At 41.8% G+C, this 19,698-nt stretch carries 24 protein-coding genes; 5 read left to right on the top strand and 19 right to left on the bottom strand.

The genetic code is table 11. The features are described 5' to 3' along the window. The first annotated feature begins 11 nt into the window (after positions 1–11). Together NML69_RS00865 and nusB are read left to right on the top strand one after the other, a co-directional pair. Complete coding sequence (locus NML69_RS00865) at positions 12–401, top strand: Asp23/Gls24 family envelope stress response protein (RefSeq protein WP_000510584.1); 390 nt, start codon at positions 12–14, stop codon at positions 399–401. Next, on the top strand, positions 394–816 hold the full coding sequence (gene nusB / locus NML69_RS00860) for a transcription antitermination factor NusB (RefSeq protein WP_000203659.1): 423 nt from the start codon (positions 394–396) through the stop codon (positions 814–816). The genes NML69_RS00865 and nusB overlap by 8 nt, the downstream gene beginning before the upstream one ends. A gap of 48 nt (positions 817–864) precedes the next feature. Here the strand turns inward: nusB and NML69_RS00855 are convergent, their stop codons facing one another. The 16 genes from NML69_RS00855 to NML69_RS00780 form a co-directional block, all read right to left on the bottom strand. Then, the gene (locus NML69_RS00855; RefSeq protein ID WP_254725020.1) at positions 865–1,590 is read right to left on the bottom strand and encodes a CPBP family intramembrane glutamic endopeptidase; all 726 of its coding nucleotides are present in this window, start codon (positions 1,588–1,590) and stop codon (positions 865–867) included. 26 nt (positions 1,591–1,616) lie between these two features. Next, on the bottom strand, positions 1,617–1,823 hold the full coding sequence (locus NML69_RS00850) for a hypothetical protein (RefSeq protein ID WP_084860390.1): 207 nt from the start codon (positions 1,821–1,823) through the stop codon (positions 1,617–1,619). A 194-nt stretch (positions 1,824–2,017) separates the two neighbouring features. Then, a complete protein-coding gene (locus tag NML69_RS00845) occupies positions 2,018–2,722 on the bottom strand; it encodes a CPBP family intramembrane glutamic endopeptidase (RefSeq protein WP_254725019.1) in 705 nt (234 codons plus the stop codon). A gap of 147 nt (positions 2,723–2,869) precedes the next feature. Further along, entirely contained in the window at positions 2,870–3,637 is a 768-nt protein-coding gene (locus NML69_RS00840; RefSeq protein WP_254725018.1) for an acetyl-CoA carboxylase carboxyl transferase subunit alpha, read from the bottom strand. After that, entirely contained in the window at positions 3,634–4,500 is an 867-nt protein-coding gene (gene accD, locus NML69_RS00835) for an acetyl-CoA carboxylase, carboxyltransferase subunit beta (RefSeq protein ID WP_001173379.1), read from the bottom strand. The genes NML69_RS00840 and accD overlap by 4 nt, the downstream gene beginning before the upstream one ends. A gap of 35 nt (positions 4,501–4,535) precedes the next feature. Continuing rightward, entirely contained in the window at positions 4,536–5,903 is a 1,368-nt protein-coding gene (accC, locus tag NML69_RS00830; protein ID WP_254725017.1) for an acetyl-CoA carboxylase biotin carboxylase subunit, read from the bottom strand. 11 nt (positions 5,904–5,914) lie between these two features. After that, the gene (gene fabZ / locus NML69_RS00825) at positions 5,915–6,337 is read right to left on the bottom strand and encodes a 3-hydroxyacyl-ACP dehydratase FabZ (protein ID WP_000565515.1); all 423 of its coding nucleotides are present in this window, start codon (positions 6,335–6,337) and stop codon (positions 5,915–5,917) included. Further along, positions 6,334–6,822 (bottom strand): acetyl-CoA carboxylase biotin carboxyl carrier protein, encoded by a 489-nt coding sequence (accB, locus tag NML69_RS00820; RefSeq protein ID WP_254725016.1) that lies wholly within the window; start codon positions 6,820–6,822, stop codon positions 6,334–6,336. Before accB ends, fabZ begins: the two co-directional genes overlap by 4 nt. Before the next feature lie 2 nt (positions 6,823–6,824). Next, positions 6,825–8,060 (bottom strand): beta-ketoacyl-ACP synthase II, encoded by a 1,236-nt coding sequence (gene fabF, locus NML69_RS00815; protein WP_000774051.1) that lies wholly within the window; start codon positions 8,058–8,060, stop codon positions 6,825–6,827. 28 nt (positions 8,061–8,088) lie between these two features. Then, positions 8,089–8,820: a 3-oxoacyl-[acyl-carrier-protein] reductase gene (fabG, locus tag NML69_RS00810; protein ID WP_198460092.1), complete on the bottom strand. Its 732-nt coding sequence runs from the start codon at positions 8,818–8,820 to the stop codon at positions 8,089–8,091. A gap of 45 nt (positions 8,821–8,865) precedes the next feature. Next, complete coding sequence (gene fabD / locus NML69_RS00805) at positions 8,866–9,786, bottom strand: ACP S-malonyltransferase (RefSeq protein ID WP_198460093.1); 921 nt, start codon at positions 9,784–9,786, stop codon at positions 8,866–8,868. Beyond that, a complete protein-coding gene (gene fabK, locus NML69_RS00800; RefSeq protein ID WP_000857452.1) occupies positions 9,779–10,753 on the bottom strand; it encodes an enoyl-[acyl-carrier-protein] reductase FabK in 975 nt (324 codons plus the stop codon). Before fabK ends, fabD begins: the two co-directional genes overlap by 8 nt. Before the next feature lie 117 nt (positions 10,754–10,870). Continuing rightward, entirely contained in the window at positions 10,871–11,095 is a 225-nt protein-coding gene (locus NML69_RS00795; RefSeq protein ID WP_000257840.1) for an acyl carrier protein, read from the bottom strand. A gap of 57 nt (positions 11,096–11,152) precedes the next feature. Beyond that, complete coding sequence (locus NML69_RS00790) at positions 11,153–12,127, bottom strand: beta-ketoacyl-ACP synthase III (RefSeq protein ID WP_084922090.1); 975 nt, start codon at positions 12,125–12,127, stop codon at positions 11,153–11,155. Beyond that, complete coding sequence (locus NML69_RS00785) at positions 12,127–12,561, bottom strand: MarR family winged helix-turn-helix transcriptional regulator (protein ID WP_000386338.1); 435 nt, start codon at positions 12,559–12,561, stop codon at positions 12,127–12,129. Before NML69_RS00785 ends, NML69_RS00790 begins: the two co-directional genes overlap by 1 nt. A gap of 90 nt (positions 12,562–12,651) precedes the next feature. Beyond that, complete coding sequence (locus tag NML69_RS00780) at positions 12,652–13,437, bottom strand: enoyl-CoA hydratase (protein ID WP_001015586.1); 786 nt, start codon at positions 13,435–13,437, stop codon at positions 12,652–12,654. A 282-nt stretch (positions 13,438–13,719) separates the two neighbouring features. Here NML69_RS00780 and NML69_RS00775 point away from each other — a divergent pair, with 282 nt between their 5' ends. From NML69_RS00775 to serS, 3 genes are all read left to right on the top strand, one after another. Beyond that, on the top strand, positions 13,720–15,084 hold the full coding sequence (locus NML69_RS00775; protein WP_000869633.1) for an aspartate kinase: 1,365 nt from the start codon (positions 13,720–13,722) through the stop codon (positions 15,082–15,084). Positions 15,085–15,086: 2 nt separating this feature from the next. Beyond that, positions 15,087–15,458: a DUF956 family protein gene (locus tag NML69_RS00770; protein ID WP_000079382.1), complete on the top strand. Its 372-nt coding sequence runs from the start codon at positions 15,087–15,089 to the stop codon at positions 15,456–15,458. A gap of 213 nt (positions 15,459–15,671) precedes the next feature. Continuing rightward, a complete protein-coding gene (gene serS / locus NML69_RS00765; RefSeq protein ID WP_198460096.1) occupies positions 15,672–16,946 on the top strand; it encodes a serine--tRNA ligase in 1,275 nt (424 codons plus the stop codon). Between the two features lie 23 nt (positions 16,947–16,969). Here the strand turns inward: serS and NML69_RS00760 are convergent, their stop codons facing one another. The 3 genes from NML69_RS00760 to NML69_RS00750 form a co-directional block, all read right to left on the bottom strand. After that, the gene (locus NML69_RS00760) at positions 16,970–17,869 is read right to left on the bottom strand and encodes a TDT family transporter (RefSeq protein ID WP_254725015.1); all 900 of its coding nucleotides are present in this window, start codon (positions 17,867–17,869) and stop codon (positions 16,970–16,972) included. 107 nt (positions 17,870–17,976) lie between these two features. Continuing rightward, positions 17,977–19,041, bottom strand: a complete 1,065-nt coding sequence (locus NML69_RS00755; RefSeq protein ID WP_254725014.1) for an acyl-CoA dehydrogenase family protein — start codon at positions 19,039–19,041, stop codon at positions 17,977–17,979. 14 nt (positions 19,042–19,055) lie between these two features. Beyond that, on the bottom strand, positions 19,056–19,604 hold the full coding sequence (locus NML69_RS00750) for a carboxymuconolactone decarboxylase family protein (RefSeq protein ID WP_000206774.1): 549 nt from the start codon (positions 19,602–19,604) through the stop codon (positions 19,056–19,058). Between the last annotated feature and the right edge of the window lie 94 nt (positions 19,605–19,698).

Raw genomic sequence — 19,698 nt, 5'->3', positions numbered from 1 at the left:
GAGGTCATTCTATGGGAATTGAAGAACAACTTGGCGAAATCGTTATCGCCCCACGTGTACTTGAAAAAATCATTGCTATTGCTACTGCAAAAGTAGAGGGTGTTCACTCTTTTTCAAACAAATCAGTGTCTGATACCCTTTCAAAACTTTCTCTCGGCCGTGGTGTTTATCTTAAAAATGTGGACGAAGAGCTCACAGCAGATATCTATCTCTACCTTGAGTACGGAGTAAAAGTTCCTAAGGTAGCGGTTGCGATTCAGAAAGCTGTCAAAGATGCCGTCCGCAATATGGCTGATGTAGAACTCGCTGCTATCAATATTCACGTTGCAGGTATCGTTCCAGATAAAACACCAAAACCAGAATTGAAAGATCTATTTGACGAGGACTTCCTCAATGACTAGTCCACTATTAGAATCTAGACGCCAACTCCGTAAATGCGCTTTTCAAGCTCTCATGAGCCTTGAATTCGGTACGGATGTCGAAACTGCTTGTCGTTTCGCTTATACTCATGATCGTGAAGATACGGATGTGCAACTTCCAGCCTTTTTGACAGAGCTAGTTTCTGGTGTTCAGGCTAAAAAGGAAGAACTAGACAAGCAAATCACACAGCATTTAAAAGCAGGTTGGACCATTGAACGTTTAACACTCGTGGAGAGAAACCTCCTTCGCTTGGGAGTCTTTGAAATCACTTCATTTGACACTCCACAGTTGGTTGCTGTTAATGAAGCTATCGAGCTTGCAAAGGACTTCTCAGATCAAAAATCTGCCCGTTTTATCAACGGACTGCTCAGCCAGTTTGTAACAGAAGAACAGTAAATAGAAAAAGTGTTTGACAAATATCAAACACTTTTTCTTTGACTCCTACTATCTAAAAAAATGATAATAGATATAATTGTAAACAAAAATCCAGATGGGTTTTGCATAAATGAGAAAGTTGAAAAAACTATGGCACAGGATGGTAATTTTTAAGTTCCTTGTCCAACGGTAGACAAGGGCATAGAAGAGACCGCCTAAACTATAAATAATCAAACTGATAGGATCTCGGTGAGTTAGGATCAAATGACTAAATCCAAAGATAAGAGCAGATAGGATAACATCCAGATAGTACTTGGACTGGGGGAAAAAGGTATTCATAAAATACCCTCTATGAATCAGTTCCTCTAATATAGGTGCGGCGACTACTGTTAAACTAAAACTGAGAACAGTTGATAGAAAAGTTGGTTGCCCATTGGAGTATAGAATCGAAAGAAGGTCTTGAAAGATATACTTGTTATCAATTAAGTGATGAAACTGTAACTGAAAAGCATCCACCAATTGACGATCAAAATAAGTAGCTACTAGACCAACTACAAGGTAAAAGAATCTTGACTTCTTTGAACCCTTTTTTTCAAAAATATAGAGCATCTCTTTCTTTTTGAGCCAGTAGATAAATAATAGCAAAAGAGCTATTACTTCAACTGTTAAAAAGATAAAATAGCCATCTATCCCCCATCCCAAAAACTTAGTTAGATGCATAATCCCTAACTCTGGTAGATAAATCGATAGAAATACCAGTAAGATAAAGACTCCCAAATGCCCTAGTTTTTTCATACTTACCCCTTTAAATTATTAGACTATTAAGGTATAATTCCGTTACCATAACCAGTCATTCTATTACGTATTGTACTCGAATCAGTTGCAATGCTATATGCATAAGGCCAACTCCAATAATAATCATCAACCAACCAAATCATGCCACCACCTGAAACTTGCTCTAAGTCCTCAGATGAAAGAACAGTAAATGTATCTGTACCTGTCCTATCAAGTAGCTCCTTAAAATAAATTATTGTAAGCTTACATCCACAGTATACATCTTTTTTGTCTATTTTATAGCCTATCTCCTCAACTGTCAATTTTTCACCCTAAATGGTAGCTTTACTCATTGAGAAATAAGAAATTGATAAAAGAGATTTCTCTATCTTCCCATTAAATTAGAAAAAAGTGTTTGACAGCTATCAAACACTTTTTTCTTTACTTTCTACCATCTAAAAATCAAATAATAGATATAAAATAAGAGCGACGGAGCATAGGGAATAACATTATAGAAACTATGACAAACAATGGTAAATCGAAGACTACCCGTAACTCGATAAGCGACTGCAAATAGAAGACCAAGAATACTATAAATGATGAGACTGATGGGGTCACGATGGGATAGAACCAAGTGACTGAGTCCAAAGATGAAAGAAGACAAGATCACATCCAAATAAAACTCCGACTTCGGAAAGAAGGTATTCATAAAATAACCTCTATAGATTGTCTCCTCAACAACAGGTACAATCGAAATGTTAAAGATTAAAAATATAAGACTTGATAGAGTCGTTTCTCTTCCGTTTAAGTAAAGTTCCGAAAGAAGGTCTTGGAAAATAAAGCTATGGTCAATCAATCGAATATTCTGCATTCTAAATCCATTTAAAAAAGAATAGATAAGAAAGCTAGCCACTAAGAAAGCGAGATAAGACCAGCGCCAACTCTTTTTCTCGAAGATAAAGAGCATCTTCTTCTTTTTCAACCACAAAACGAAAAGAAAGAAAATAAGCAACACTTCTCCAACTAGGAAGATTATATAGCTGTCCATTCCTAAACCAAAGGTCCTAGCTAGAGTTATAGCTCCTAATGGCGTTAAATAAATGTACAGGAACATTAAAATCATACAGATTCCTAAATGTATTGTCTTTTTCATTCTTGCTCTCCTAATGGTAAACTCTCTATTAGGGCAATATAGAGGATATACCATTGATTGTTTTTCTTATTTATCTAGAGTATTCATGTTTATCCATGCTCTATTATCAAAATAGCTAGAACAAATTGTTCTAGCTTTTAAGTTTTCTTAGTATTTTCTAAAGCGTTGGTAACGTTCTTCGATAAGTTGGTCGAGTGGTAGTTCTTGCAACCTATCTAGTTCTGCACACAATTCATTTTTAACGCAACCTAGCAGTTCTTTACTTGACAGCCCTGCTTCTGAGATTACCTTGTCTACGATTCCCATTTCTAGAAGTTCATGTGAAGTGATTTTCATCAACTCCGCTGCTTCCATAGCACGACTTCCATCTTTCCAAAGGATAGAGGCAAATCCTTCAGGGCTAAGTACGGCGTAGATTGAGTTTTCTAACATCCAGACACGGTTAGCTACTGCTAGAGCGAGGGCCCCGCCAGATCCACCTTCACCGATAATAATCGCGATGATTGGAACCTTGAGGTCACTCATTTCCATCAGGTTTCGGGCGATTGCTTCACCTTGTCCACGTTCCTCAGCTCCAACACCTGGGTAAGCACCCGCCGTATTGATAAAGGTCACAACTGGACGGCCAAACTTTTCTGCCTGTTTCATCAGGCGAAGAGCCTTACGATAGCCTTCTGGATGTGGTTGCCCAAAATTTCGTTTGAGGTTATCATGAAGACTTTTTCCCTTTTGGATACCAACGACAGTTACTGCCTGTTCACCTAACCAGCCAATTCCACCGATAACCGCACCATCATCACGGAAAGAGCGATCTCCATGCAATTCGATAAACTCATCAAAGATTCCATTGGCAAAATCAAGTGCGGTCAAGCGACTCTGCTCGCGTGCCTCTCTGACTATTTTTGCAATATTCATCCGCGACTTCCTCCATGCAATCTCACTAATTTAGCAATTGTTTCAGGCAATTCTCTCCGTTTGACAATTGCATCAACAAATCCATGTTCAAGCAAAAATTCTGCCTTTTGGAAGTCATCCGGCAAGGTCTCACGAACTGTATTTTCGATAACACGACGTCCAGCAAAACCAACCAAACTCTGTGGCTCCGCTAGGATAATATCCCCTTCCATAGCAAAAGAAGCGGTCACCCCACCTGTTGTCGGATCGGTTAAAATAGTTAGGTAAAAAAGTCCTGCCTTGGAATGACGTTGAACTGCCGCAGAAATTTTAGCCATCTGCATCAAGCTCATGATTCCTTCTTGCATACGGGCTCCACCAGAAGCTGTGAAGAGAACGACTGGCAAGTTTTCTACCGTTGCATATTCAAACAAGCGCGTGATTTTTTCACCCACAACGGTTCCCATAGAAGCCATGATAAAGTTTGAATCCATGATCCCAAGGGCAACTTTTTGTCCCTTGATGCTAGCTGTACCAGTTAGTACTGCTTCATCCAAACCTGTCTTTTCACGCATTGTTGCAAGTTTTTTCTGGTAGCCAGGAAAGTTTAATGGATCTTGAGTTTCAATACCTGTAAACATCTCCACAAAGCTACCAGAATCAATCGTCAAATCCAAGCGTTCCTGAGCTGAAATACGGAAAGTATAGCTACAATGGGGACAAATTCGTTCGCTCCCAAGATCCTTTTGGTAAATGGTGTGTTTACAACCAGGACACTGGGAGAAGAGTTCATCCGGAACCTCAGGCTTGGCTTGTGGTTTCTGCCTTACGGAACGGTTAGGATTGATCCGAATATACTTATCCTTTTTACTAAATAGAGCCATAACTCCCCCTTTTAGTTCTCATACTATTTGAAAGTCTATTCTTTTTCTTGGTATTTTGGCAAGAAAGTTTCCATCAAGAAGGAAGTATCGTAGTCACCAGCGATAACTCGGCGGTCTGAAATCAGATCCAACTGGAAGTCTGCATTGGTTTGCACTCCTTCAATATCAAGTTCATAAAGTGCCCGTTGCATCTTCATAAGAGCATCAAAACGATTCTCCCCATGAACAATGATTTTGGCAATCATACTATCATAGTAAGGGGGAATGGTATAACCTGGATAAACTGCTGAGTCCACGCGCAAGCCAACTCCACCACTTGGTAGATAGAGATTGGTAATTTTCCCTGGGCTTGGGGCAAAGTTAAATGCTGGATTTTCTGCATTGATCCGGCACTCGATAGCATAACCTCGTAGGACGATATCTTCTTGTTTGAAAGGTAAAGGTTGACCGGCAGCAATGCGAATCTGTTCCTTCACGATATCAACACCTGAAACAAACTCTGTGACTGGGTGCTCCACTTGCACACGAGTATTCATTTCCATGAAGTAGAAATTGCCACTCGCTTCATCGAGAAGAAATTCAATCGTCCCTGCATTTTCATAGCCAACAGACTCTGCTGCACGAACGGCTGCAGCACCAATTTCATTACGAAGGGTTTTGCCAATCGCAATGGATGGGCTTTCTTCTAAGACCTTTTGGTTATTCCGTTGGAGTGAACAATCCCGTTCACCAAGATGGACAACATGACCCTCTTGGTCCGCAAGAATCTGAACTTCGATATGGCGAGCTGGATAAATCACACGCTCAAGATACATAGCGCCATTTCCAAAGTTGGCCTTGGCTTCACTGGATGCTGTTTCAAAGGCTGCGATCAAGTCTTCTGCCTTTTCAACCTTACGAATCCCTTTTCCACCACCACCTGCCGATGCCTTAAGCATGACTGGATAGCCAATTTTTTCTGCAACTGCAAGCGCCTCTTCAGCTGTGTGAACTTCACCATCAGATCCTGGGATAACTGGAACCCCAGCCTTGATCATTTGCTCACGTGCATTGATCTTATCTCCCATGGTGTCCATCACAGCACCAGAAGGACCGATGAACTTAATTCCCACTTCATCACACATCGTGGCAAACTTGGAGTTTTCGCTAAGAAAACCAAAACCTGGGTGGATGGCTTCTGCTTCTGTCAAGACTGCAGCAGATAAAATAGCGTTGATATTGAGATAAGATTCTGTCGCCTTACCAGGTCCGATACAGATAGCTTCATCCGCTAGGAGTGTGTGAAGAGCTTCCTTATCAGCAGTTGAATAGACTGCTACGGTTGCAATGCCCAATTCACGCGCAGCTCGAATAATGCGAACCGCAATCTCACCACGGTTGGCAATCAAAATTTTACGAAACATGGAGAACCTCCTTAGTTTCCAATTGCAAAGGTAAGAGTACCACTCGCTGCAAGCTTACCATCTACTTCAGCCTTTGCTTCAACCACAGCAATCGTACCACGACGTTTAACAAAAGTAGCCGTCATGACTAATTGGTCACCTGGTACAACTTGCTTCTTGAACTTAACCTTGTCCATGCCAGCGTAGAAGACCAGTTTCCCTTTATTTTCAGGTTTGGACAATTCCAAGACACCAGCAGTCTGAGCCAAGGCTTCCATGATAAGAACACCTGGCATGACTGGGTATTGTGGAAAATGACCATTGAAGAAAGGTTCGTTGATGGTCACATTTTTAATGGCAACAATGGTATCCTCGCTCACTTCCAAGACACGATCCACTAGGAGCATGGGGTAGCGATGGGGTAGAGCTTCTTTAATTCCTTGAATATCGATCATTTGATACGTACCAATCCTTTACCGAACTCAACCATTTCTTCATTTGAAACGAGAATTTCTGTCACCACACCATCCTTAGGTGCAGGAATTTCATTCATGACCTTCATGGCTTCGATGATCACCAAAGTCTGACCTTTTTTAACACTGTCTCCAACTGTGACAAAGGCAGGTTTATCTGGTCCAGCAGCCAAGTAAGCCACCCCTACAAGTGGACTTTCAACGACATCACCCTCTGGAGCAATAGTCGTATCAGCTGGTGCTGGTGCTTCTTCTACTGCACTCTCTACTGGAGTTGAAGGGGCAGAAACTACTGGACTTGCAGCTACTGCTGCTGGCGCTGGAACAACTTGAGCTGGTGCTTCAGAAGCCATTCTTGCTTCATTCTTACTGAACTGCAATTCGTCCGTTCCATTTTTATAAGAAAATTCTCTCAAACTTGATTGGTCAAATTGAGCCATCAAGTCCTTGATCTCATTTAAATTCATAATTATTTATTCTCCCAACGTTTGAAAGCAAGAACCGCATTGTGTCCACCAAAACCAAAAGTGTTTGAAATAGCATAAGGGATTTCTTGCTCCAAGCCTTGTCCATAAACGACGTTTGCTTCGATATAGTCTGATAACTCACTTGTTCCAGCCGTCATTGGTACAAAGTTATGACGCATAGCTTCGATGGTAGCGATGGCTTCTACTGCTCCTGCAGCACCAAGTAAGTGTCCTGTAAAGGACTTGGTTGAAGATACAGGTACTTCTTTACCAAGAACAGCTACGATCGCACCACTTTCTCCTTTTTCATTAGCAGGAGTTGAAGTTCCGTGGGCATTGACGTAAGCTACTTGCTCTGGAGAAATTTCTGCTTCTTCCAAAGCCAACTTCATAGCCTTGATTGCACCTTGACCTTCTGGATGAGGTGAAGTCATATGGTAAGCATCACAGGTATTTCCATAACCAACTACTTCAGCCAAGATAGTTGCACCACGTTTTTCAGCATGTTCAAGGCTTTCAAGAACCAACATCCCTGAACCTTCTCCCATCACAAAACCATTACGGTCTTTGTCAAATGGAATAGAAGCACGAGTTGGATCTTCCGTAGTTGATAGGGCAGTCAATGCTTGGAAACCAGCGATAGCAAAAGGAGTGATAGATGATTCTGATCCACCAACTAACATGACATCTTGGAAACCAAACTTGATAGAGCGGAAGGCATCCCCAATGGCATCGTTTGATGAAGCACAGGCTGTATTGATTGATTTACAGATACCGTTTGCTCCGAAGCGCATAGCAACATTTCCTGAAGCCATATTTGGCAAGGCTTTTGGAAGTGTCATTGGTTTAACGCGTTTTGGACCTTTTTCATGAAGACGGATAACCTGATCTTCGATTTCTTTAATTCCCCCAATACCAGAAGCAACGATGACACCAAAGCGATCTTTATCGATTGCTTCTACATCAAGATTTGCATTTGTCACCGCTTCTTGAGCCGCATACAAGGCATACAAAGAATAGTTGTCAAAACGGTTGGTATCTTTTTTGACAAAGTATTTATCAAATGGGAAATCTTGAACTTCTGCCGCATTGTGCACAGCAAATTCGCTGTGATCAAATTTAGTGATTTCTCCAATTCCAATCTTACCAGTTTGCAAACTGTTCCAAAATTCTTCTGGAGTATTTCCGATAGGAGAGGTCAATCCGTAACCTGTTACTACAACTCGATTTAGTTTCATCTGTCTTACCTATATCTTTCCTTATTTTTTACATGCTAAGTCCGCCATCAACAGCGAGAACTTGTCCAGTCAAATAATCCTGTCCAGCTAGGAACACTGTAGCATCTGCGATATGTTCTGCTTGACCGAAATGTTTCATTGGGATTTGGGCCAATGTCGCTTCCTTGACCTTATCAGACAAAACAGCAGTCATATCTGACTCGATCATTCCTGGTGCAAGAGCATTTACGCGCACATTGCGATTGGCAACTTCACGTGCAACTGACTTGGTAAAACCAATCAAGCCTGCTTTAGAAGCTGCATAGTTGGCTTGTCCGATATTTCCCATCAAACCGACCACACTAGACATGTTGATAATCGCACCTTCACGTGCCTTGATCATCTGTTTCAAGACTGCTTGCGTCATGTTGAAAGCACCTGTCAAGTTGATCTTAATCACTTTTTCAAAGTCTTCTTCGGTCATCTTGAGCATAAGCGTATCTTGAGTGATCCCAGCATTGTTGACCAATACATCGACAGAACCGAGTTCTGCAATCGCTTGATCTACCATACGCTTGGCATCTGCAAAGTCTGAAACATCACCTGAAATCGGTACTATTTTGACACCATAGTTTGAAAACTCAGCCAGCAATTCTTCTGAGATTGCTCCGCGACTATTCAAAACTACATTAGCGCCTAGTTGGGCAAATTTGTGAGCAATGGCAAGTCCGATACCACGACTTGAACCTGTTACAAAAACATTTTTGTTTGTAAGTTGCATTCTATTTCTCCTATTTCCTGTTGTATTTTGTGGGAGAAGGGATCACTAGTTTCCTAACAGAGCATCCAAGCTTGCTTGGTCTTCAACGTTAGCTAGCTGAGCTGATTTATCGATTTTTTTGACAAAACCTGATAGGACCTTGCCAGGACCAATTTCAATAAAGTTGGTTACCCCAGCATCCTGCATCACAGCAATACTTTCATAAAAACGAACAGGTTCTTTCACCTGACGCGTCAAAAGCTCTTGGATTCGACCTTTTTTCATAACAGCAGCTTCCGTATTGTCGACTAGTGGGCAAGTGAAATCAGCGAAACTCACTCCCTCAAGAGCTCCAGCTAGTTGCTGACTGGCTGGCTCAAGAAGGGCTGTATGGAAAGGACCCGATACATTTAAAGGAATCAATCGTTTTGCTCCTGCTTCCTGCAAGAGTTCAACTGCGCGGTCAACTGCAGCCACCTCACCACCGATGACGATTTGGCTTGGGGTGTTGTAGTTAGCTGGAGTGACTACTCCAACTTTAGAGGCTGTTTCACAAGCTTCCTCAATCACTTCAACTGGAGTATTAAGAACGGCAACCATCTTCCCAGAGCCTGCAGGTGCAGCCTCTTCCATATAAGCACCACGTTTAGCAACCAAGGCAACTGCATCCTCAAAGTCCAAGGCACCACTTGCTACAAGAGCAGAATATTCCCCAAGAGACAATCCTGCTACCATATCTGGCTGATAACCCTTTTCTTTCAATAGTCGGTAAATAGCAACCGAAGTCGCTAAAATAGCTGGCTGCGTATAGCGAGTCTGGTTTAACTTGGTTTCTTCCTTATCGATCAAGTCACGAAGGTCATAACCCAAAACCTGACTGGCTTGGTCAATTGTTTCCTTGACGATAGGGTAGCGATCATAGAGATCACGCCCCATTCCTAGATACTGAGCACCTTGACCCGCAAATAGAAAGGCTGTTTTAGTCATTTCTTACAACTCCTGCCCAACGAGAGGCTTCTTCTTGAATTTTTTTGGCTGCGCCATAGTATAAATCTTTTAGGATTTCTTCGACAGTTTCCTCTTTAGATACCAAACCAGCAATCTGACCTGCCATGACAGATCCACCTTCTACATCTCCATGAACAACGGCTTTAGCAAGAGCACCAGCCCCCATTTGTTCAAAGATTTCTAAATCTGGATTTTCTTGTTTAAAGGCATCTTTTTCAGCCTGCTCAAAGTCACGTGTCAATTGGTTTTTAATGGCACGAACAGCATGTCCAAAGTGTTGAGCTGAAATAGTCGTATCAATGTCACGCGCTTTTAAGATTTTTTCCTTGTATTTTGGATGGGCGTTAGATTCCTTAGCTACTACGAAACGCGTACCAACTTGAACAGCCTCAGCACCAAGCATAAAGCCTGCAGCAACACCTTCACCGTCCGCAATTCCTCCAGCTGCGATAACTGGAATTGAAACAGCTGCAGCAACTTGGCGAACCAAGGTCATCGTCGTCAATTTACCAATATGTCCACCGGCTTCCATTCCCTCTGCAATAACCGCATCTGCACCAATTTTTTCCATGCGTTTTGCCAAAGCAACACTTGGAACAACAGGAATAACTGTAATTCCTGCATCATGGAAACGAGTCATGTATTTACTTGGATTTCCTGCACCAGTTGTCACTACCTTGACCCCTTCTTCAATCACGAGATCAACGATGTCTTCTACAAAAGGTGACAAGAGCATGATGTTGACACCAAAAGGTTTGTCCGTAAGTGATTTGATTTTATCGATATTAGCCTTTACGACCTCTTTAGGTGCATTCCCACCACCTATGATCCCTAGACCACCAGCTTTTGATACTGCACCAGCCAAGTCACCATCCGCAACCCAGGCCATTCCTCCTTGAAAAATAGGATAATCAATGTTCAATAATTCTGTAATACGTGTTTTCATAGTGCCTCCATCATTCCTTGCTTACGTAATAGTTCGATGAGTTTATCATTTGAGTTTCAAACTATTACCTAAACAAGAGGGAGTGGGTTTCCCCTACTCCTTCTAGTAATATGTTAATTATTTTGTTTGCTCTTCAACGTAGGCAACCAAGTCACCAACTGTTTTCAAGTTATCTTCTGCTTCGATTTGGATATCGAAAGCATCTTCGATTTCAGAGATTACTTGGAACAAGTCCAATGAATCTGCATCCAAATCATCAAAAGTAGATTCAAGTGTTACTTCTGATGCGTCTTTCCCAAGTTCTTCAACGATAATTTCTTGTACTTTTTCAAATACTGCCATGATAGGACTCCTTTAAAATATAAAAAATTTATAACTATGTGTTTACCACATGATTACCTAGATTGTAAGAATGAGTGTGCCCCATGTCAAACCTCCACCGAAGCCTGATAGGAGAATCGTCTGGCTACCATCTAAACGAATCATGCCATTCTCCACACACTCTGAGAGCAAAATCGGGATACTTGCTGCACTGGTATTTCCATACTCCATCATATTGGCAGGAAGTTTGTCTCGGTCTACGCCGATCTTCTTAGCCATCTTATCCAAAATGCGGATATTTGCCTGATGAAGCAAGAGATAATCCAATTCCGATGCTGCGATTGGACCATTTTCAATGGTTTCTTTGATTGATCTAGCAACATCACGATTTGCAAAATCAAAAACTGCTCGTCCATCCATCTTCAAAAAAGCAGGAACTGCTTCTTGATCTGAGAAAGGAGAAGCCAAAGCCGTTTGACCATAGGTCAAACACTCGCTCCGAGAGCCATCTGTATAGAGACTTTCCACAAGGAAGTGTCGTGTTTCGCTCGCTTCCAAGAGAACCCCACCAGCTCCATCCCCAAAGAGAACAGCTGTTGAACGATCTGACCAATCAACTGCCTTAGATAAGGTCTCAGCCCCGATAACAATCCCTTTTTTGAACTGCCCAGAACTTAAAAACTTTTCAGCAGTTGAGAGAGCGAATACAAAGCCACTGCAAGCTGCTGTCAAATCAAAGGCGAAAGCTCTATGCGCTCCGATATTTGCCTGAACTCGAGTTGCTGTGGAAGGCATCATCGAGTCTGGGGTAATCGTCGCTACAATGATAAAATCAATCTGATCTGCTGTTAAGCTCCCTTTAGCCAACAGGCTCTTAGCTACTTCTGTCGCCAAATCACTTGTAGACTCTGTTTTTGAGATATGTCTCTGTTTAATTCCTGTCCGACTTGAAATCCACTCATCGCTTGTGTCCATGATTTGGGCTAAGTCATGATTAGTGACCACTTGCTCTGGAACATAATGAGCAACCTGGCTTATTTTTGCAAAAGCCATTATTTCAAATCCTCCAAAAATTGATAAAGGTTCGTTAAACCTCTGCCCATGACCTCTTTTTCCTCAGGGCTCATGCCATCGATGATTTTTTCGACCATAGCCTTGTGGAACCGTTTATGAAGGCGGTGAACCAAACGACCTTGCTTTGTCAAATGCAGATAGACCACTCGACGGTCTTGGTCAGAACGAATACGCTCAATATAACCTTTTCTCTCCAGGTTATTCAAACTCGTCGTCACTGTCCCAAGAGTTACCATCAGTTCTTTTGAAACCTTACTTGGCGTTGCCTCCGGGAACTTCCCAATCACATCGATCGTGTGCATTTCTTTGATGGAGATGTCTTTGAATCGACTACCTCGTAAGCTAACCTCCTCAATCACAAGGACGTTATTAAAAATAGATGTTAGATAATCATTTACTTGTTGGTAGTCCAAACTTTTTCCCTCCCCCTCAAAAAGCTTTTACAATCAAAACATTTGATAGAAAAAGTATAACAAACTTCAAAAAATTATGCAAGTATTTTTTTATTTTCCTGAAAATTTTGGTCTTCTTCTTTCAGAATGTGCTCGAACCCCTTCTTTAAAATCTTCAGTTAAAGATAACGATTCTTGTAATTCCAATTCTAATTCGGCATAATTCTGCCAATCCTTAAATTGACTTTCCCAAACTAACTTTTTAATCGCTGCGTATGAGTTTGCTGAACCTCTTCTTAATTTTTTCAGAACTTGTTCTCTTGTTTTTTCTAATTTGTCAACTTCACAAACACGGTATACCACGCCCCATTCCAGTGCTTTTTCTGCGGTCAAGGCTTCACCTGTCATGGCAAGCTGTGCAGCCCGTGTTACCCCGATACTACGACTCAAGAGATGAATCCCACCAGCGTCTGGCGCCAATCCCACTCCGACAAAGGCTTGGATAAATTTTGCCTTGTCAGTCGCCAAACAGAAATCAACTGCTACTGCCATATTTGCTGCAGCACCAGCAACCGCTCCATCTACCTCCATCAAAACAGGTTTTGGAATTTGCTTGATTTTAAAAGAAATTGTATTGACTAATTCTGCAATCTTATTCAAAGAAGGGATATCATCTTCGTCTACTGCGCGTTTCATCTCAACCAAGTCTCCTCCAACTGAAAAGACCTTCCCATTCGCATTAATCAAGATGAACTGCACAGCTTGATCCTGCTCTGCTAGGGTCAAAGCTTCTAAAATTTCCTCACACATTGGGATATGGAAACCATTTGCCACTTCGGGACGATTCAAAGTAATGATAGCCAGATCATCTACGATCTGATATAAGATATGATTCATAGCTTCTCCTTTTCTTTTATAAGGCAATAAAATTGTTTTATCATCAAAGTATACCTTTTTTTGGATAAAGAGGCAAGGAAAAACTAAAGGAAAGTGTCTCAGCTGATTATTTTCCCATTCATTATGAATGTGAGAGAAATTTTACACACTTACTTTTAAACTGTTATTGCTTTTCAGAATAAGTTAATGTTTTCTTCTATTATAATAGGAAGTTATTTTCTTCATTGAAAAATACCCCTCTTTCTGCTATAATCGTATAAAATACTTACTTGAGGAGTCCTTATGAAGGTTGTAAAATTTGGCGGAAGCTCGCTTGCCTCTGCTGGTCAGTTAGAAAAAGTCTTAAACATCGTTAAAAGTGATAAAGAACGCCGTTTTGTAGTCGTTTCTGCACCCGGCAAACGCAATGCTGAAGATACCAAGGTAACTGATGCTTTGATTAAATACTATCGCGACTATGTGGCTGGAAATGACATCAGTGCTAGCCAAAGCTGGATCATTGACCGTTATGCCGCTATGGTTAGTGAACTAGGGTTAAAACCTGCTGTTTTAGAAAAAATCTCTAAAAGTATTCGGGCCTTGGCAACTCTTCCTATAGAGGACAATGAATTTCTCTATGACACCTTCCTAGCGGCTGGAGAAAATAACAATGCCAAATTGATTGCAGCCTACTTTAACCAAAACGGTATCGATGCACGCTATGTTCACCCAAGAGAAGCTGGAATTGTTGTCACAAGTGAACCAGGAAACGCACGTATCATTCCATCTAGTTATGACAAGATTGAAGGCTTGGCTGATAGCAACGAAGTCCTTGTCATCCCTGGTTTCTTTGGTGTGACTAAGGAAAATCAAATCTGTACTTTTTCACGTGGTGGTTCAGATATCACAGGTTCTATCATTGCAGCAGGTGTTAAGGCTGATCTCTATGAAAACTTTACGGACGTAGATGGTATCTTTGCTGCCCACCCTGGTATTATCCACCAACCACACTCCATTCCTGAATTAACCTACCGTGAAATGCGTGAGTTGGCTTACGCTGGATTTTCAGTTCTTCATGACGAAGCTCTTCTTCCTGCCTACCGCGGAAAAATTCCTCTTGTCATCAAGAATACCAACAACCCTGATCACCCAGGTACGCGCATTGTTTTAGAACACAGTAGTGATAAATTCCCAGTAGTAGGGATTGCAGGTGACTCAGGATTCGTCAGCATCAACATGTCAAAATACCTCATGAACCGCGAAGTCGGGTTTGGTCGCAAGGTTCTGCAAATCCTTGAGGACCTCAACATCGGTTGGGAACACATGCCTACAGGTATCGACGATCTTTCAATCATCCTCCGCTCCCGTGAATTGACTCCTATCAAAGAAGAAGAAATTCTACGTCAACTCGTTCAAAAAGCTGAAGTGGACCATGCTGAAATCGAACACGACCTTTCCATCATTATGATTGTCGGAGAAAAGATGAAGAGCCATATCGGGGTAACTGCTACTGCAACACGCGCTCTATCTGAAAACAAGATCAACATCCAGATGATGTCCCAAGGCTCAAGTGAAGTTTCCATCATGTTTGTTGTCAATAAAGAGCAAGAAAAGGCAGCTATCAAGGCTCTCTATCATGCCTTTTTCGATGAAAGTAAGGAAGATTAATCATGGCCCAATCACTCAATCAAGTCATTGACCTCCAAACTACTGGGACATCTTACCTCTCTATCTCTGGAAAAGTTGGAAAATTTTTAGTTGGGGATCAAGCCTTAGAGTTTTATCCTGATGTCAATGTCGAACAATATATCCAAATCCCCTGGTCCAGCGTCAATCAAATCGGAGCTAACGTAAGTGGTCGCAAGATCAGCCGCCACTTTGAAGTCTTTACCGATCAAGGAAAATTCCTCTTTGCTTCAAAAGACTCCGGAGCTATCCTCAAAATCGCTCGGGAAAAATTAGGAAACGACAAGGTCGTGAAACTTCCAACTCTACTCCAGACCATTGGACAAAAACTTAAAAATCTATTTGCAAAAAAGTAGAAACTTTAGTATAATCATAGCAACGGATAAGTAGGTTATCTCCTTCTTTCAGAAAGTCTGCGGGTGCTGCGAGCAGATAGGAGGGATAGGTGAAATTCTACCGTTGTTCACAATTAAATACTCAATCAAGTGCACACCTGTGAAGTTGGATGGAACCGTGGCCCTGCCACTCCAACACTTTATCAGATGTGCTTTTTTCATAAAGGAGTTCTTATGTTAGATATTAAACGTATTCGTACAGATTTTGATGCTGTCGCTGAAAAATTAGCTACACGTGGTGTAGATTCTACTATCTTAAATGAGATGAAAGAAATCGATGCTAAACGTCGTGACATCTTGGTTAAGGTTGAGACTCTCAAGGCTGAACGTAACACAGTTTCTGCTGAGATTGCCCAAGCTAAGCGTAACAAGGAAAACGCCGATGACAAGATTGCTGCGATGCAAACCCTATCTGCTGAAGTCAAAGCCTTGGATGCTGAATTGGCAGACATCGATGCTAAATTAACAGAATTCACCACTACTCTTCCAAACATCCCAGCTGACAGTGTTCCTGTTGGGGCTGATGAAGATGACAATGTGGAAGTTCGCCGTTGGGGTAGTCCGCGCGAATTTGACTTCGAGCCAAAAGCTCACTGGGATCTTGGTGAAAACCTTGGTATCCTTGACTGGGAACGCGGGGGTAAAGTAACGGGCGCTCGCTTCCTCTTCTACAAAGGTCTTGGCGCTCGTTTGGAACGTGCTATCTACAACTTTATGTTGGACGAGCATGGAAAAGAGGGCTATACTGAAGTCATCACACCATACATGGTCAACCATGATTCTATGTTTGGTACTGGTCAATATCCAAAATTCAAGGAAGACACTTTTGAATTGAAAGATACTAATTATGTCCTCATTCCTACAGCTGAAGTGCCTTTGACAAACTACTACCGTGATGAAATCCTTGACGGTAAAGATCTACCAATCTACTTTACCGCTATGAGTCCATCTTTCCGTTCTGAGGCTGGTTCAGCTGGTCGTGATACACGTGGCTTGATTCGTCTGCACCAATTCCACAAAGTTGAAATGGTCAAATTTGCCAAACCAGAAGAATCTTATGAAGAATTAGAAAAAATGACAGCTAACGCTGAAAATATTCTTCAAAAACTCAACCTTCCATACCGTGTCGTTGCCCTCTCTACTGGGGACATGGGCTTCTCAGCTGCTAAGACATACGACTTGGAAGTTTGGATTCCAGCCCAAAATACCTATCGTGAAATCTCAAGCTGTTCAAATACAGAAGATTTCCAAGCCCGTCGTGCCCAAATCCGTTACCGTGATGAAGCAGATGGCAAGGTGAAACTCCTTCACACTTTGAATGGTTCTGGACTTGCAGTTGGACGTACAGTGGCTGCCATTCTTGAAAACTATCAAAACGCAGATGGTTCTGTAACCATTCCAGAAGCTCTTCGTCCATATATGGGTGGGGCTGAAGTTATCAAACCATAAAAATAAGGCCTAGCTATTTCTAGCTAGACCTTTTTTCGTAACCAAATCAGATAAGCACCCAAGACAAAGAATAAAATAGTTAGGCAAATAACGGTTTCAGCCAATACCAGATAATCCAGAAATGGAAGTTTCAAAATTCCCTGAGCCATCTTGAGCGAAGTAGCTGTGATAATGGTTGGGAAAGTTAGGGCTGAGAAGGCTGGTTGAAAGCCTCGCTTTAAAATATGGGGCAGGCGAGTTAAAACAAAGAAAAAGAAGGATTGAGATGCCAAAATCATGACAATCAAGAGCCAAGTCGGTAGACCTGCTCCTCCAACTCGAACTAGAGAAGCTAAGAGTAGAGAAAAGGGAGCACAGTAGATTCCTTCCTGTCCAAGCAAGGCCACTGGGAGTGGATCTTTCTTTAAATCGCTATAAATAAGCGGATAGAGATAGAAGGTCAAGACAAAACCAAAAATCAAGGTTGCATAGGCAATTTCAATGATTCCGACAAGAGGATAGGTCAAGGCTGCTACTGCTATTCCCACATAGAGCACCGTCCAGCTTGGAGTCGCATTGACCCTCCGACCCGGACAGGCAAATTTGATGGTAAAAGTAGCAATCAAAGTCAAATCCAAGAGAAAGGAAAACCACCAGATTCCTTGTGCTAGCAAAGAAAGAGCAGGGAATACGCGAAAGACATAGGTCGATAAAATCATCCCAGCCATAGGAAAAGTGGCCATCCCAGATAAAAGAGGGGGCTTGGTCAATTCTTTCCTGATTTCTTCCCGATTAAAAAGATGAAGAATCAGAAAGAAAAGCCACAAAACTAATCCAGTCAGACTTAATAAATGCGACAGAACTGGCCAAGTATCTGCAATCAGATTTCCTGCACCTGCTAGACCTAATAAACAGCCAGAAAATACCAAGGGGAGCTTTTTCATCCGGGCCTCCAATAATCATGTTATTATTAGTATAGCATAAAAGCGCTTAAATGAGGACTTAAAAAACGAAGTTGGAAATTCAAACTTCGTTTTTATTCTACTATTTTTTAACTCGTTGCTAAGATATGGCGCAACTGAACAGCACTTGGAGAAACAATCGGAAGAAAGGCTCCTTCATTCCATCGACGGATAAAACCAGATGTTGATTTGCTAAAGTAGCCTCTACCTCCACCAGCTTGTAACTCTAATAGCAGACTCTGAGCAACCACATCCACAATGTCTATTCTTAACTGAAAGAGTTCACGTGGATTGGTAACGAAATAGGAACGGTCAGACAATCCTTGATAAAGAGCTTGCCGAATAGCCTCTAACTGCTCTACCTGATATTGCCATTCATCTGTTAATACACTTCGTTTCCCCAATTCTTTTTCTACTTCTGATAGAGAACGTTCAGCTAAACCAAAGGCTAAACCAAATTGGTAACCTAAAAAAGCGGGACGATTTTGAGTTAAAAATTCTTTAGCATTCTTGGATAGAATCCACTCTTCTTTTAAATGAACCCGATTAAAGGTCAAAGCAGCCGTGTTTCCTCCCTGAAGAGAAACAAATTCTAAGTCTTCTGAGCGACTAAAATTCTCTGCGTCCGATGGCACAGTCACCACATAGCTTTTACTTGGATCATCAGCAGAGCCTGCCACAAAAATAGTTAAGAAACGATTTCTACGGGCATTGGTTACCCATGGCAGTCGCCCTTTTAGATAAAATTGCCCATTTTCTTCGATGATATAAACATTCAGCTCTTCTAAATCAGATAAATACTTGACAGCATTAGATAGGGCGGTCGCGCCTGCATATTCACCGGACAAGAGCTTTTCCAGATAGTTTTCTTTCAAATAGGAATTCTCTGAATGGAGAATATTGTCAATTAGGGTTCGTTGTCCCCAGGAAATAAAGGAGGCCGTCAAGGAATGTTGTGCAAGTTCTGCTAGGATATCAATGACATCTTGATCACTTCCGCCTGAACCGCTAAGAGATTCCGGAACACCTACACGAAAAGCTCCTTCTGCTGCAATCCTTTCAATCAGTTGCTCTCCAGCCTCACAAGACTGTTTATCAATTTCATCAGCATGTTGGTCCAACCAGCTCAAAAACTCTTCGGAAAAAAATCCCATACTCTTTCCTCCTTTTATGCATAAGGTTGCAATTCTGGGTTAATAGGCGTATTGGCTAGGTTGTTGGCATAGTTGCAAAGACTGGCAAGACTAACACCGAGAACCACATCCAAGGCATTTTGTTGCGTGTAGCCAGCTTCCAAAAATTCAGCCAAGGCTTCATCCCCTACACGCCCTTTGGTATTGATGACTGCCAAGGTAAACTTAGCTAGAGTATCTAGTTTTGGATCTGTCTCGATTGGGGTACGGTTACGGAGGGCTTGGAGAAGATCATCATTCATCTGAATTTGTTTGATTGAAAAGGCTGTGTGACCAGCGACACAGAAGGCACAACCATTGGTTACAGCAGCTGTGATTTGCACTACTTCACGCTCTACTGGTGTCAGGCTGTTGCGACGGTTGATGGCTCCGACAGTTCGGTAGGCTTCAAGCGCGGTTGGGGCATTGGCCAAGAGACCGATTAGGTTGGGAATATAGCCATTGTTATCTTTTTGTACTGTTTCAAGAACTTCTTTCACTTCTGCTGGTGCTGATTCTACTGTGTGGATGGTAAATGTTGTCATAAGAAACCTCTTTTCATTTTATTGTCATTTAGTCTATCATAGAATTTTCCACTTGGATAATATATATTTTCAATCGCCTTGATAGGAAATGTCT

Source organism: Streptococcus sp. CF8-6 (assembly GCF_024295845.1).
GTDB lineage: Bacteria > Bacillota > Bacilli > Lactobacillales > Streptococcaceae > Streptococcus > Streptococcus oralis_BO.
This window is presented reverse-complemented; position numbering and strand designations above follow the sequence as displayed.